The following is a 13,376-nucleotide window of genomic DNA, read 5'->3' on the forward strand; positions in this document are numbered from 1 at the left end:
AACCCAATCACCGCGCCAACATAAACGTCTCATACTCCAGGTCTTCCAGCGCCGACGACAACCGTGCCAGCCCCAGCAATACGCACACCAGCAACGACAACGTAAACCCGTAGCCGAAGAAACTGGGCCCCAGGTACATGCTGAGCAGTGTCAGGGCTGCGTTGAGTACGGCAAACAGTACGCACAGCTCCAGGACCACGCGGCGTTTGTCGAGGTAGAAGAACACGTTGAGCAACGCCATGAAGACCACCTGGATGCTCACGCCGATCAAGTCGATGTAGAACAGTGGCAGGTAGTAGCTGGAGATGCCGATCCATTCCAGCAGGCGCGGGGCGAAGAGGAACAGCAGCACCACGGTCAGGCCTTGGACTTTGCAGATTTCCAGCAGGCCCTGGCGGATGGAGAGGGTCATCTCGGTTTTCAGCGAGCCGATGTGCTGCAAGGTCTCGCCATCGCGGATGGCACGGAACAAGCGGTCGTACCACTCGGCAAAGTCGGTCTCGATACGCACCAGGAACACGGCCATGCCGGGGATGATCGCCAAGTAAGCGATGAAGATCGGCATGTCGTACAGGATCGAGGCGCGCAGCGGGCCTATGACTTCGTTGGAAGTGCCTGGGTTGAACCAGAACAGGATTTTGTCCACCCAGATGCCGAAGTTGTAGAAGAACCCGGTCACCAGCAGGCTGAGGAACACGTTGCGACGATTGAGAAAATCAAACGCAATCATTTTCTCGGCACGGTACTCGCGCAGGATGTCGTACAGGTACAGGAACAACAGGCTGCCGTGCCCGATCAACAGCGCCAGCAACAGGCCGGGCATCTTCAGAAAGCTCAGCAGGTAGGCGCACGCGACCATCAGCGAGTAACCCACCACCATCACCAGCAGGATGCGGTTGTATTTCTTCATCCCCGAGAGAAAGATGATCACCAGCCACAGGTTGCACAGCACCACGAAGTTCGACAGCACCAGCACGCGGTAGACCAGCGGTTGATCGAACAGTAGCGCCAGCACGATAACCCCCAGCACCCCGGCACCGACCGTCACCATCAACAATATGCCCAGCAGGTTGGGCAGAATCTGCTCGTAGTTGTGCTCGAACAACTGGTCGGACACGAAGCGGGTGAAGAACAACTGCAGGCCACCGGTCAGGATCAATGAGCTGGCCATCAGGTACGTCACCGTGACCAGAAACTGCCCCACCAATGAGTTGGGCAACAGCAGGCCCAGGCTGATGATGCCCACCAGCATTACGCTGATGATCGACAGCACCCACGGGCCGGAGCTGATCAGGCCTGCATACACATAGGCGTGCAAGGTGGCGGTGTATGAGTCGCGCGAGAGGATCTTGCGCAGTTCGAAGCCAATACCGGCCATTTAACTATTCTCCATGGCGGCCTGGTACAGGTCGCGGTAGCGCTGCAGCATCAGGGCTTCGGTGTAGTAACGGTTGACCCGCAGCAAGCCGGCGGCCTGTGCAGCCTGCCAGCGCTCGGGGCTGCGCAGCAGTTCCAGGATCGCGGCGGACGTCGCCTGTGGGTCGGCAATCGCCACCACCTTGCCCGCCACGCCCAGGTCGCGGTCTTCGGCGCTGCCGCCTTCGATCAGTTCGCGGCATGAGCCGACGTCGCTGCTGACGACCGGCGTACCGGCAGCCCAGGCTTCGAGGATCACCAAGGGTTGTGCTTCGCTGATCGAGGTCAGCACCATCAGGCCAAGCTTGGGCAAGATGTCCTGGATGCGCTGGAAACCCAGGAAGTGCACTTTGCCTTCAAGCCCCAGGCTCGCCATCAGGCTGCGGCATTCGCTCACGTATTCCGGGTCTTCTTCCTCGGGGCCGACAATCCAGCCTTCGGCATGCGGCATGGCGCTGATCACGCCGCGCATGGCACGCAGGAACGTTTTCACGTCCTTGATCGGCACCACGCGCCCGATCAACCCGACCACCGGTGCAATGCCCGGCTCACGGGTTTCCATGGCGCGGGACCACTGCGACAGGTCGATGCCATTGGCGATCAACGCCGTGCGGCTCGGATCGGCACCGTCCTTGATCTGACGCTGACGGTTGCCGTCATACAAGGCAATGATCTTGTCGGCGCTGTTGTAGGCCAGTTGGCCGATCCGTTCGAAGTAGCGCACCCACAGGGTCCGGATATACCCCGAGCCTCCGTCGAGGCTGCGGTTGAGCGCCTGCCCGGAGGTTTCGGCAATCCAGGTGGCCTGGGCCAGATCGATCTTGCGCTCCTTGGTATAGATACCGTGTTCGCTCAGCAGATAAGTGCATTTCCAGCGGTGCTTGAGGATGCAGCCCAGCAGCCCGGCGTAACCGGTGGAAATCGAGTGCAGCACCCGCGCTGGCGGCATCTTGCGCGAGGCCTCGGCGAGCATCAGCAACGGCGACTGCAACGAACGCAGGGTCCAGAAATAGTTGACGAAAGATGGGTCGGCGCAGTGCTGGCGGTAGCCTTCGCTGAGGGTTTCCCAACTGGCACGGCTGCGCAGTACATCATCCAGGGTCATATGGCCCTCGACGATGCAATTGAGCAGGCGCTCACCCAGCTCCCGCTCGGGCGGGTCCGGGTGGTGCAAAAAGCGATACAGGTCGGCCAACTGCTGCGGGTCGGCATCGCGCGGCGTGCCACGGGTATCGGCGGGGTGCGTCGCGTCTTCGAGGAACACCTCTTCGATGTGCACCACGTTCACCGGCACTTCATAACGCCGCGAGGTGTACGCCGAGCGCTGACCACCGATGAACATCACCGAAAAAGTCAGCTCCGGCAGGCCGAGGATCATCTGGTGAATCCAGCTCGATACGCCGCCGCGCACGTAAGGCCAGGTGCCTTCCAGCAGCAGGCAGATGTCGGCCGTCGGGGTGGCTTCCTTATGATTCATTCCAGCTCCTCACCAACTCAGCAAAGGGTGGCCGCTGACGGGTTTCTTCCGGCAGCCTGGCGAGCAGCCCGGGGATTTCGTGATAGCGACCCGCTTCAAACGCCAGCTCGGCATGGAAAGGCAGTAACTGAGCCTCACCCAGACCGTTTCGCTCAGCCTCGTGCAAGAGGGCCTCGGCTCGCTCGTTTTCACCGCGCTCCAGGGCAATACGGCCGGCCAGCAGCAACAGCTCACCGCCCTCACCGGCCGCCAGACCTTGCTCGGCATGCTCGCTGGCCTGGTTCAGCACGTGTTCGAGCACACTGCCTTGGGCCAGGCCGAGGTAGGCCAATTCCCAATACCATCGCGCCAGCATGCTGTGCACCGGGCCGGCAGTTCGGGGGCTGACGCCGGCCAACTGTTCCAACGCCATCTGAATGTGCAGGTTGATGTCACTTTCCTGCTTGTCGAGCATCGAGTACGCCAGGAGACGCACGTCATCACTGGGGTCACCCAAGGCCAGCTTGAGGATGGGTACCGCGTCCTTGCCAGGCATGCGGCGAGTCGCCAGCAAAGCGGCCAGACGCTGATCGGGATCGGGCGCGTGGCGCAGCACGTCCTGCAAACCGCCATCGGCGAAAATCGGCGTGCGTGTCTGGGCCTGCGCACGGAACGGCAGGCTTGGGATCCCCACCGATCGCCACGCCTGCTGGTCGCGTTTACGCGGCAGGTACAGCGCCGGGAAGATCGACGCAACCACGCCCAGGGTGCCGATCACCGGCACAAAGAACGCCAGGCTGAAAATGAACAGTGGGCTCCACGGCAAAGGCGCCCGGTAGCGCGCCGGCAACAGCAACCATACGGCGCCGCACAGCATCAGGCAGGCCAAGCCATGGCTGAAGGTGAACACCAGCAGTTGGTGCATCTGCGGCGCATCGAGCCACAGACTGGCCCAACTGCCCGCCTCCAGCAGCACGGCGCCGCTAAACAGCCACTTGCTGATCATTCAGGCCACACTCGTTGTAAAGGAAGTTACGCAGCCCGTTGCGATCACAGCCAGGCTCCAGGTTGAAAGGCATGGCCCGCACACCCAGGCTGTCCAGGTCCGTGTCGATACCAAAGTGCTCGTGCAACAGCATGCCAATCCGCGCCAGGTAGCCTTCGGTACCTTCCGGGCTGGTCAACGGCAACAGCACCAGCAGCAGGCGATGTTCGCGGTTGTTGCGCACCGCCAGGTGCAAGTCCAGGCCACGTTGGCTGCGCTCCATCAGACGCGACAGTTCCTCGTTGGCGCGCGTCATCTCGAACGCGAACAACCCGGCGGGCAATGTGTGCTGTTCCACGTCCACCAACGACCGCTTGAGCTGCAACGAAAACTGCTGGGCGTGCGCATCGGGCAGGCTCAGCACTTGCGGATCGCGGCGCAACAGGTCGGCAATGTGGCCGGCCAGCAGCGACAAGAGGCTCAAGGTGCGGTCCTGGAACGCAAAGAACGGCATTTGCCGAACCGCCAGGATCGCCAGCAAGCGGCCTTCGGCATCGATCAACGGGATGCAGGCCTGCAGCGCGGAAAACTGCGCGGCGTTACCGGCGTCGATCAGTTCCTGGCGTACGCTCACCAGTTCGCCGCGCTCCAGGCATAGCCGGATCAAACCGTCATCGGTTTCCAGCGGCCCCATCACGCCGATCATCGCCAAGGCCTGGGGCAGTAGGTTTTTCTCGCTGTCGTCGACGCGGTACAAACCTGCCACGCGCAATGCACCGTATTGGCCGAGCATCGCCACGATCGGCTCAGCCAGCTCGCTCAATGCGTCGCCTTCGACCGGCATGCCGCGCAGTTTTTCACGCAGGCCCAGCAACGAGCTGCGCAGGCTCTGGTCACTGCCGGCCACGCGCTGCTCCAGCAGGTCATGGGACACCCGCAGGATCTGGTGGGCACGGGTGAATTCGTCGAGGCGGTACTGACGGTATTCGTTAGCCATCTGCAGACGCTCCAGGCGGCGCACCCACAGGTCGCGAACCTCACCCACCAGCATCCCGCACACCAGCACACCGACGATGAACGAGGGCTCAAGCTGGGTATAACCTGCATGCCCGGTGTAGCGCAGGGCAAACAGCGCCGCCACCAGCAGCACGGCGCTGAACAGGCCGCGCACAAAACCGTAACGCACACCCAACAGCAGTGGCGCCAGGATTGGCCAGGGGAAACCACCGTGCATTTGCAACGGGTCTTCGGGAGTCAGCCAGAAGCCGAGGCCAATGGCCAAGCCCGTTACCAGGAGTGTTTCCAGCCAAGACACCGGCCCGCTGGCGCGAGGCGCCAGGCTGTAATCCATGTGTGGAGAATTCATTGCGTTCACTCGAATCGAAGGGCGCCAACCAGTTTGTCGATTACCGTCTGAGCATTGCCCGCCAGGCTTTCACGGGACCAACCGGCGCGCGCGCCGCTTTTGCTCCAGAGCACACGACCACTGTTGGCGTCCAACACACGCAGGCTGATGCCCACCGCCGGCTCGCCATCCAGGCCGTTCTTGTACTGCCACTCTTCGACGCTGCCGGCGATGACGTAATCGAGCTTTTGCTCACGTGCCCATTCCAGGGCACCGGTCAGGCGCTCGTTGTCGTCCATCAGCGCCTGCTCACCCTGGGTACTGGTCGGGTAAACACGCGGTTGCAGGCCATGGCTGCTGAGTACGCTGAGCAGGATCTGCTCGCTGCGCTCACCGGCTTGCGGGGTCTGCGAATAGTTGATCATCGGCACGATGCCCCACTGCGCGTTACGCGGCAGGTCAGGGCTGTTTTCACTGGTGAAGCTGGAGCAGCCGGCGACGAACAGCACTGTCAGGGCCAGGCTCAGGTTACGAATTGCTTGCATAGGTTTTTCTCCCGTAGATTCTGTAATCAGCGCCCGAAACGCACGCCGTAGCTCATGCCCAGTGTGCCGCCGGACTTGCCATCCCCGCCTTGTGGCGCAGATTGGTAGCCGAAGGTGAGGGCCAGTTCGTCGTCACCCAGCACTTCGAAACCAATGCCCGTGTTGACGCCGTAGTTGAAGGTTTGGTCGGTCCACTGCCAGCCCGCCGTCATGTCCACCAGCCAGGTGTATTGCGGCTTGCTGCGCACCAGCGCACCGGGGATGCCGCGACGCCATGACGTACCGACATAGAGTTGGCCGTAGCGGCTTTGCAGGAGGTCGCCCGACGGGATGGTCTGCAACTCGATCGGGTCACCCGGCTCAGGCGGCGCGACATCAGGCACTCGAATCGGGCCTTTGAAGTCGCTGGAGAGGTAATCCAGGTTGCGATCCTTCACATTGTTCTTCTGGTAATCCACACCACTGCGCACCGTCCAGTTAGGCCCGGCGAATTCCAGCGTGTGGTTAAGCTCCAGCTTCAATGCATGACCGCTGCCCAACGAGTCGCCGGCACGGGTCGAGAAAGAGCGCTGCGCCACTTCCCAGCTCAACTGGTCCCGCGCAGTCAGGCCGTGACGGCCGCCGACCCAGGCGCGGTCCTGCTGGCCGAAAGCACGCATCAGGCCGCTGTCGTCGCTCTTGCGATGCCAGTCCAGGCCGGTCTCGATCTGGTGGCTGTTGCCCAACTGCCACAGGCGCGACAGGCCCAGGCCGTTACGGTCGTCGTCCTTGCGTTGGCTGGTGTCGGCGAACAGCTTCCAGCTGCCGTTTTCCACCGCGCGCACCAAGGTCAGGGTCGCGTTGCTCTCGTCGCCGATGCGCGAAGAGATGACGTCGTCGCCTTTATAGTTGCCGTGTTCCATCTCGACATCGGCGTACCAGTTGTCACCCAGGTTGTGGGCGATTTCCAGGCGCGGCGAGTCAAACGACAAGCCACCGAAATCCTGTTTCTGATACGACAGCAATGCGCCTTGCGGGGTGGCTTCGTGGATCTCCACCGCCTGGCGACGCAGTTGCTCGTTCACCGAATCCGGCTGGTCGTCGCCCAGTGCGGACAGGCTGGTGTCCAGTGCCTCGTTGGTACGCCCCAAACGGCTGAGCGCCTGTGCGCGCTGCGCCGGGTTCAGGTCGCTGCTGGCCAACAGGGTTTCGACCTGGGCTTTATTGCGGCTGCGCAAGGCTTCCTGGATCTGCTCGTAACGGTCGACCTTGAGCCCTTGGGTGCGCGCCCAGGCCAGCCAGTCGTCTTTCTGCGCTTGCTGGTTGGTCGCATCCAGGCGGGCCAGCAGGCGTTCGAACCACAGCTGTTTCATCGACGGCGAACCGTCTTTCCACTTCAGCAATTCTTGCTGGGCCTTCTGCGGCGAGTAGCTGCTCGACATCAAGCGCAGCCAGATCGCATAGCGTTGGGACGAGGGTTGCAGGTTGTCGGCCTCGGGGCTGCGCAGCAACTTCAAGCGCAGGCGCTGGGCGGCGTCCTGGTAGCCGGATGTGTCCAGTGCATCGGCATACGCGGCCTGCACCAGCCAGTCGTTCGGGCTGAGCTTGAGGTACATGCGATACCAGGCCAACGCCTCGGCATCGCGCCCCAACAGCTGGCTGGCGCTGGCAAACGGCAGCCAGAGCAGGCGGTCTGCCCGTGCATAGGCACGCCATTTGGCCAGCAGGGGTTTGAGTTTTGCCGTGTCGGCCTGGTCGACATACAGCCAGGTCAAACGCTCGCGGAACAGGTTGTCATCGGGGTAGCGCGACAAGCCCAGCAGATAGAGACGCTCGGCCTCGGAGGGATCGCCCTGCTCCACCGCCAAGGCACCGCGTACCGCCAGGACCTGGGCTTGCTCGTAGGCCTGCGGGTATTGCCTGGCGTCTTCCAGCAGGGTCACGACCTGATCCCACTCGTGCAGCTCCTGGGCCAGTTGCAGCGCCTCGACCAACCGTTGCGGATCCTGGGCGCGGTGCCAGCTGTCGACCATCAACGTCAAGGCACGCTGCGGGTCACGGGTGCGATAGAGGGTGATCAACTGGCTCTCGTCGCCACTGGTCAGCTTGCCGTTGAGGGACAGCAGTTTTTCCAGGGAGACGCGCAAGTCTTCGTCGCGCTCCAGGTCCCAGGCGAGCGCCGCACGGGTGCGCCAGTATTCCGGGTCATCGATGGATGAGTCGTCCGACTTGACCACTTCCCAGGCCGCCGGCTCATCAAACAGCTTCATTTGCGTGCTGGCCCAATCGACCAATTCGGCGGTGGTCAGCGTGTAGCGTTTTGCATAGTCCTTGTAGAGTTTGCCTTTGGCCGCGAACTGCCCGGTGTTTTCCAGGTTGTGCAGCAAGCGTGTCCAGGCCAGGCGATGGGCCGGGTACTTGCGCAGGTAGGTGCGCAGCCATGCCTCGGCTTCAGCCGGTGTACCACGGGATTCATGAGCGTAGATCAACGCATCCAGCTCGATGTCCGTGAGCGCACGCTGCTGCATGATGTCGGCGAGCAACGGGATCGAGCGGGCGAAGTCGAATTGCAGGCTGGCAAGGCGCCAGGCGTGCTCGCGGGTTTTCGGGTCCTCTTTGAGTTTGAGCAAGCGAATCCAGTAATCCAGCGCGGCTTCGTTATCACCGCGCCACTCACCGAGCTTGGCCATTTGCCCCAGCAACTCGGTGTCATCCGGGTAATCGATGACCAGCTCCTGACCGGTTTCCCACGCACCCGCCAGATCATTGATAGACAGGCGCACCTGGAATTCTTTGACCAGGATTTTGCGGTTGCCAGGCTCCAGGTCATGCCACTGCCGGAGCACGCGCTGGGCCAGGTCGAACTGCCTGGTCGCAACGGCGATATCCACGCCTTGCTCCAGCCACGCCACGTCGGTCTGCGGGTTCGTCAGCCGGGGCAGCTCGTCAGCCAGCACTTGCGCGGCCTGCTCGTCACGGCCGGCCGAGAGCAGGCTGTTGAACGCAAGTTGCGCGTACTCCCGTCGTTCGGCCGGTTGTTGGGCGTCACGCTTGAGTTGCAGATAGATGTCTGCCGCGTGCGCAGGCTGCTCACCCGCCAAGTACCACTGCGCGGCGAATTTGAGCGCCTCGGTGCGCTGCGCCGGGTCACGCCCTGCGATCTCTTCGAACACACTGGCGGCAAACGCCGGCGCCTGCAGGGTCAACGCCAGCTTCGCCAGGCTTTGCAGCTGGGCCACCGGCAGCTTGCGATGATCGAAGCTTTGCAGACGCTCGACCAACGCATGCTGCGCAATCAGGTCGTTGCCACTGGCTGCGATCAGCGCGTCCAGCTCCAGGCGATAGTAGGCCTGGATCTCCGGCTGCGGCTTGGGCCAGGCGTCCACGTGTTGGCGCGCCTTGGTGTAGTCACCCAGGCGAATCAGCAAGTCGACCAATTGCAAACGCAAATGGTCGTCATCCGGGTGCGCCGTCAGCAACAGCTCGGCATAGTTGGCCGACACGGCGTCGGGTTCGCGCCCGTCGGGCTGGAACACTTCTTCACGCTGGAAGGTTGCCCACAGCAGGCCGCCCACGGCGACAGCGACCACCGCCAGTGCCCATGGGTTGAGCAGGCGGCTGCTTTTAGTTGCAGAGGAGTTGACCATTACTCACCTGCTTCATGGGAAGTTGAAAAGTCCAAAGGCCAGCCGAGGCCTTGCCTGCGAATCGTTGCCCATCGACTTCCACGCGGCAGGCGGTTGCCGAGCGTACGGTGAAGGTCAGGTCGAACTGACCGGCGAAGGAAAAGCTCACGCGCCGATCGTCCAGGTAACGCCAATCGAGCAACGGCACGTTGGCCTCCTCCAGCGCAGGGCGGGGATCTCTGTCCGCACGCAATGCGAGCAATGCCTTGTCGCTGCTCAGGGCCACATAGCGCCCTTGCGGCAAGTCACGTACACCCGCGACACCTTGGGATTTGAGCAAGTCCGGCCAGCCCATTTGTGCATCCAGGCGCACGGTACGCAGAGCGTCCATCCCGCGAATCTGCCAGGCGCCGTCCGCAGTTCGGGCCAGGCTCGACTGGTAAAGACCATGCAGACGGTCGACGTAGTCGCTCATCCATAACGACATCGGCTGTTGCTCGCGCAAGTAGCCGTAGATCTCGTGCATGGCCTTGATCGAGGCTTGCTTGGTGCTGGAATAGAAGTGGTAGTAGAGGTGCAGCCCGCGCAGGCGACGCGGACTGTCGGTCAGTTCGAACGTCTCGATCAACTCACGGAAGCCGTAGTACGGGCCTTTCCACAGGTTGGTGTAGAGGTTTTCGTTGATGATCGGCGCGTAGTACTGCAACCCCCCAGGCGTCGGCCGCAGCAACGGGTTCAACCCGGTCAGGGACGGGTTGGCCTTGGTCATGATGGTTTCGGCGCCGTTGACGTTTTTCAAGCCCGCGTCATAGGCCAGCTTGATGGTGCTGGCGGATGGCAGCGCATCGCCTGGCCAGAACACCATCTTCACCGGCTTCTGTGGCGTAGTCAGGTTCTGATTGATGTAATCGCGCGAGCCAAAAATCTCCCGACGAAAATCGATTTTTTCGTAGCCGGCGATTTTCATGTTCAAACCGTATTCGGGGTTGAAATTTTCGCGCTTCTCGGCCTTATCCGGCTGCATGAAAAACGGGTGGCTGTAGGTGTGCGTGGCCACTTCGACTTTAGGGTTGGCGAAGATCTCGCGGGCAATCGGCTCCAGCTCGCGGGCCAGGAAGGGGAACGCGCCACGCGGCGAGATCTCGCCCTCGATGATCGACACCGACGTCAGGAACGGGTTGGGCTTGATGTAGTCGTCCAGGGTATGACGACCGGCATAGGGAGTGCCGCGCACTTCGGCGCGGGAGGGAAATCCGTCGCCATCGATATGCACGGTCGCGATGCGCCGGCCATTTTCGGTGGTGGTGTCCGGCCGAGGTTGAGCCGGTAGACGCAGGCTGGCCTGAAGGAACGCGAAAGGGTCGAGAATCCAGCGGCTACGCTCGTTGTTGATTTCGAGCAGGTAAGGCGCAAGCGCAAGTCCCCCCCATTTACCGACCACCACCGGGTTGAAAACGGCGCCATTGGCACCGCTCAAGGACAACGCCGGGGTTGGGCCGTTGGGCAATACGAAGACCGCTGCCAGGTCACGGGAGCGAGGCACCACCGGTGCCTCGAATGCGCCCAGCAGGGCCTTGTCCTGGTGGGTGATGGTCAACACCTGAGTGGCGGGCGGCGCATCCAGCTTGAGGCCCAGGCGCTTGAGCAACAACTTGTCTTCAACCGGCAGACCACTGAAAAACACCACTGGTACCTGCTCGTCCAGACGGGCATTGATAAAGCGATTGAACGCCGATGCATCCTGCGGCGGGCCGCTGGTCATCCAGGTGACCACACCCGCGTACAAGCCACTGAAACCGTAGAGCGGCAGGTCACTGTCGGCGGGCAGGTAATCGACTCGGTAACCGAGGTACTCCAACAAACCACCCAGGTTGCTATGGCCAGCGGCATCTTCCAGTGCACCTTCACGCGGGTCGTAGATCATCGCGATACGGCGCGGCTGGACCTCGATGCTGCTGATGCCCAGGGTGTTGAGGTCCGGGGTACTGATGTAGGGAATGAACCCCTCATCGCGCAGACGCTTGGCGAGCGTGCGCGCCTCCTCACGACGCTCGGGTGGCAAGTAGTCGATGGCCACCAGCGGCACGCCCTTGGCGCGCAGCGGTTGCAGGTGGGTTTCGAGCCACTGGCGATCAGACTCGGACACCGGGCGATAGCGTTTGGTGGAAGCATCCCAACCGGCATGGATCGACTCGACCGCCACGGCGGCGGCAACGCCGTCCAGCTCAGGCAACACTTCGAAACCACGGTTGAAGAACAGCTTCAGGTTCGGCTGACGCTTGTGCAGCTCACGCAGCAAGCTGGCCAGGCCGACGCGCTGGTTCTCGCGCGAAGCCTCGGGCATCAGTTGGAAACTGTCGAGGGTGTCGAGGAACAGACCCGCATAGCCTTGCGCTTCCAGAGCCTTGGCACGTCCGAACAGATGCTCGCGCCAGACCGGCGACGTGAGATCCATCACCTGGCTGTTCCAGGCGTGATTACGCACAGGGGAAACCGCGTTGCTCAACCCGGCTTTCTCGACCTCAGCCTTATTGCCGTCAAACTCACCGATGGACAGGTAGGCAAATGGCTGGCTGCCCAACGCCCGCAAGGTTTTCACATCGCCAGGGGTCATGTGGCCCGGTTCGACCACGGCCCAGTCGAACTGCGCCAGTTCCGGCAGCGGTGGTTGCTCGGCGTACCAGAAAGCCACGCTGTTCGGTTGAGCCAAGGCAGCAGCGTGCACAGTCGGCACGCCGACGAATAAGGCAAAAGCAGCCAACAGCCGCTCAGCGATCGCGCGGATACGCGTCCTGCGGAAAACGATTTCCATAATTCACTCTTGAAGATGACTGAGCCAATACTGCGTAGACGTCGGGCGAAGTGACCGACGAACTACAAGCTGCGCAACAGCTGCGCCAAACCCTGGCCAATGGAGGTCGGTTGCGGGAGTGCAAAGCGCTCCAACAGACGGGCGTTATTCGCGCGCGAATGACGGATGTCGCCTTGACGTGAAGCTTGGTACGTCACGTTCAATGCAGTACCGGTGGCACGGCCCAGCTCAGCGATCAGGTCGTTGAGACTGGTCGAACGGCTGAGCCCTACGTTGATGGCTTCAGGTGCCGGTTCGCGGGTCTCCACCGCCTGGACGAGGATGCTCACCAGGTCCTGCACGTAGACGAAGTCGCGGGTTTGCTCACCGTCACCAAAGACGGTAATCGGCTTACCTGCCAGCGCACGCTCGGTGAAGATGCTGATCACGCCGGAATAAGGCGAAGACGGATCCTGGCGTGGGCCGAAGATATTGAAAAAGCGGAAGATCACTGGCTCCAGGCCGTGCTCGCGACGGTAGAAGTCCAGGTAGTACTCACTGGCCAACTTGTCGCTGGCATAAGGCGTCAGTGGCGACTTGGGCGTGTTTTCGGCGATGGCCGTGCCTTCGCCGTTGTTGCCGTAGGTAGCCGCGCTGGAGGCAAACACCACACGTGCCACACCGGCCTTGAGCATGCTTTGGCACACGTTGAGAGTGCCGACGAAATTGGCCTGGTGAGTGGCGACAGGATCGTCTACCGAGGCCTGCACCGACGCAATCGCAGCCAGATGCACGACTGCACTGCAATCAACCATGGCTTGCTCGACCACGGCGCTGTCGGCGACATCGCCAACCAGCAGTTCCAGATCAGGATTACCGGCGGGCAGGTTAGCCACCTTACCGGTCGACAAGTTGTCCAATACGCGAATCTTGTAGCCTTTGCCCAGCAACGCATCTACCAGATGTGAACCAATAAAACCTGCACCACCGGTGACCAGAATTCGTCCTACAGCCATGAAGTTTACTTCCTAGAGACTCGAGCGCAGGCACCGACAAACGAGCCTGCTAATTAAAGGTGACAGTGTTTTAGGGCTACCCTGACCAACGTCGCCTGGCCATCCGAGTCCAAGCCGCCTTATCCCTGAATCTTGAAGAACCACAGCATGGGACGAATGCGCGTTACTAATGTCACTTTAATGGCTTAGAGCCATCAACATCGCGGGAATCATGGTG

8 protein-coding genes are annotated in these 13,376 nt (G+C 61.8%); all 8 read right to left on the reverse strand.

What is annotated here, in order from left to right; all coding sequences use genetic code 11:
- Positions 1–7: 7 nt before the first annotated feature.
- The 8 genes from pelG to BFN10_RS28130 all read right to left on the reverse strand — a co-directional run bounded on the left by pelG (position 8) and on the right by BFN10_RS28130 (position 13,159).
- Entirely contained in the window at positions 8–1,378 is a 1,371-nt protein-coding gene (gene pelG, locus BFN10_RS28095; protein ID WP_071492454.1) for an exopolysaccharide Pel transporter PelG, read from the reverse strand.
- On the reverse strand, positions 1,379–2,893 hold the full coding sequence (pelF, locus tag BFN10_RS28100) for a GT4 family glycosyltransferase PelF (protein ID WP_071492455.1): 1,515 nt from the start codon (positions 2,891–2,893) through the stop codon (positions 1,379–1,381). It abuts the gene before it with no gap.
- Positions 2,883–3,878, reverse strand: coding sequence for a HEAT repeat domain-containing protein (locus tag BFN10_RS28105; protein ID WP_071492456.1), 996 nt, complete (start codon positions 3,876–3,878; stop codon positions 2,883–2,885). Before BFN10_RS28105 ends, pelF begins: the two co-directional genes overlap by 11 nt.
- Positions 3,856–5,223: a PelD GGDEF domain-containing protein gene (locus BFN10_RS28110; RefSeq protein WP_071492457.1), complete on the reverse strand. Its 1,368-nt coding sequence runs from the start codon at positions 5,221–5,223 to the stop codon at positions 3,856–3,858. The genes BFN10_RS28105 and BFN10_RS28110 overlap by 23 nt, the downstream gene beginning before the upstream one ends.
- 5 nt (positions 5,224–5,228) lie before the next feature.
- A complete protein-coding gene (locus tag BFN10_RS28115; protein ID WP_071492458.1) occupies positions 5,229–5,747 on the reverse strand; it encodes a penicillin-binding protein activator LpoB in 519 nt (172 codons plus the stop codon).
- A 26-nt stretch (positions 5,748–5,773) separates the two neighbouring features.
- Positions 5,774–9,373: a tetratricopeptide repeat protein gene (locus tag BFN10_RS28120; RefSeq protein ID WP_071492459.1), complete on the reverse strand. Its 3,600-nt coding sequence runs from the start codon at positions 9,371–9,373 to the stop codon at positions 5,774–5,776.
- Complete coding sequence (locus BFN10_RS28125) at positions 9,351–12,164, reverse strand: bifunctional glycoside hydrolase/polysaccharide deacetylase family protein (protein ID WP_071492460.1); 2,814 nt, start codon at positions 12,162–12,164, stop codon at positions 9,351–9,353. The genes BFN10_RS28120 and BFN10_RS28125 overlap by 23 nt, the downstream gene beginning before the upstream one ends.
- 62 nt (positions 12,165–12,226) lie before the next feature.
- Positions 12,227–13,159, reverse strand: a complete 933-nt coding sequence (locus BFN10_RS28130; protein ID WP_071492461.1) for an SDR family NAD(P)-dependent oxidoreductase — start codon at positions 13,157–13,159, stop codon at positions 12,227–12,229.
- Positions 13,160–13,376: the final 217 nt, after the last annotated feature.

The organism is Pseudomonas extremorientalis (assembly GCF_001870465.1).
Lineage (GTDB): Bacteria > Pseudomonadota > Gammaproteobacteria > Pseudomonadales > Pseudomonadaceae > Aquipseudomonas > Aquipseudomonas extremorientalis.

Excerpts from the sequence above, each read along its gene's own strand:
- BFN10_RS28110 (WP_071492457.1), bottom strand. The coding sequence starts at position 5,223 with ATGAATTCTCCACACATGGATTACAGCCTGGCGCCTCGCGCCAGCGGG.
- pelF (WP_071492455.1), bottom strand. The coding sequence starts at position 2,893 with ATGAATCATAAGGAAGCCACCCCGACGGCCGACATCTGCCTGCTGCTG.
- BFN10_RS28105 (WP_071492456.1), bottom strand. The coding sequence starts at position 3,878 with ATGATCAGCAAGTGGCTGTTTAGCGGCGCCGTGCTGCTGGAGGCGGGC.
- BFN10_RS28130 (WP_071492461.1), bottom strand. The coding sequence starts at position 13,159 with ATGGCTGTAGGACGAATTCTGGTCACCGGTGGTGCAGGTTTTATTGGT.
- BFN10_RS28125 (WP_071492460.1), bottom strand. The coding sequence starts at position 12,164 with ATGGAAATCGTTTTCCGCAGGACGCGTATCCGCGCGATCGCTGAGCGG.
- BFN10_RS28115 (WP_071492458.1), bottom strand. The coding sequence starts at position 5,747 with ATGCAAGCAATTCGTAACCTGAGCCTGGCCCTGACAGTGCTGTTCGTC.
- BFN10_RS28120 (WP_071492459.1), bottom strand. The coding sequence starts at position 9,373 with ATGGTCAACTCCTCTGCAACTAAAAGCAGCCGCCTGCTCAACCCATGG.
- pelG (WP_071492454.1), bottom strand. The coding sequence starts at position 1,378 with ATGGCCGGTATTGGCTTCGAACTGCGCAAGATCCTCTCGCGCGACTCA.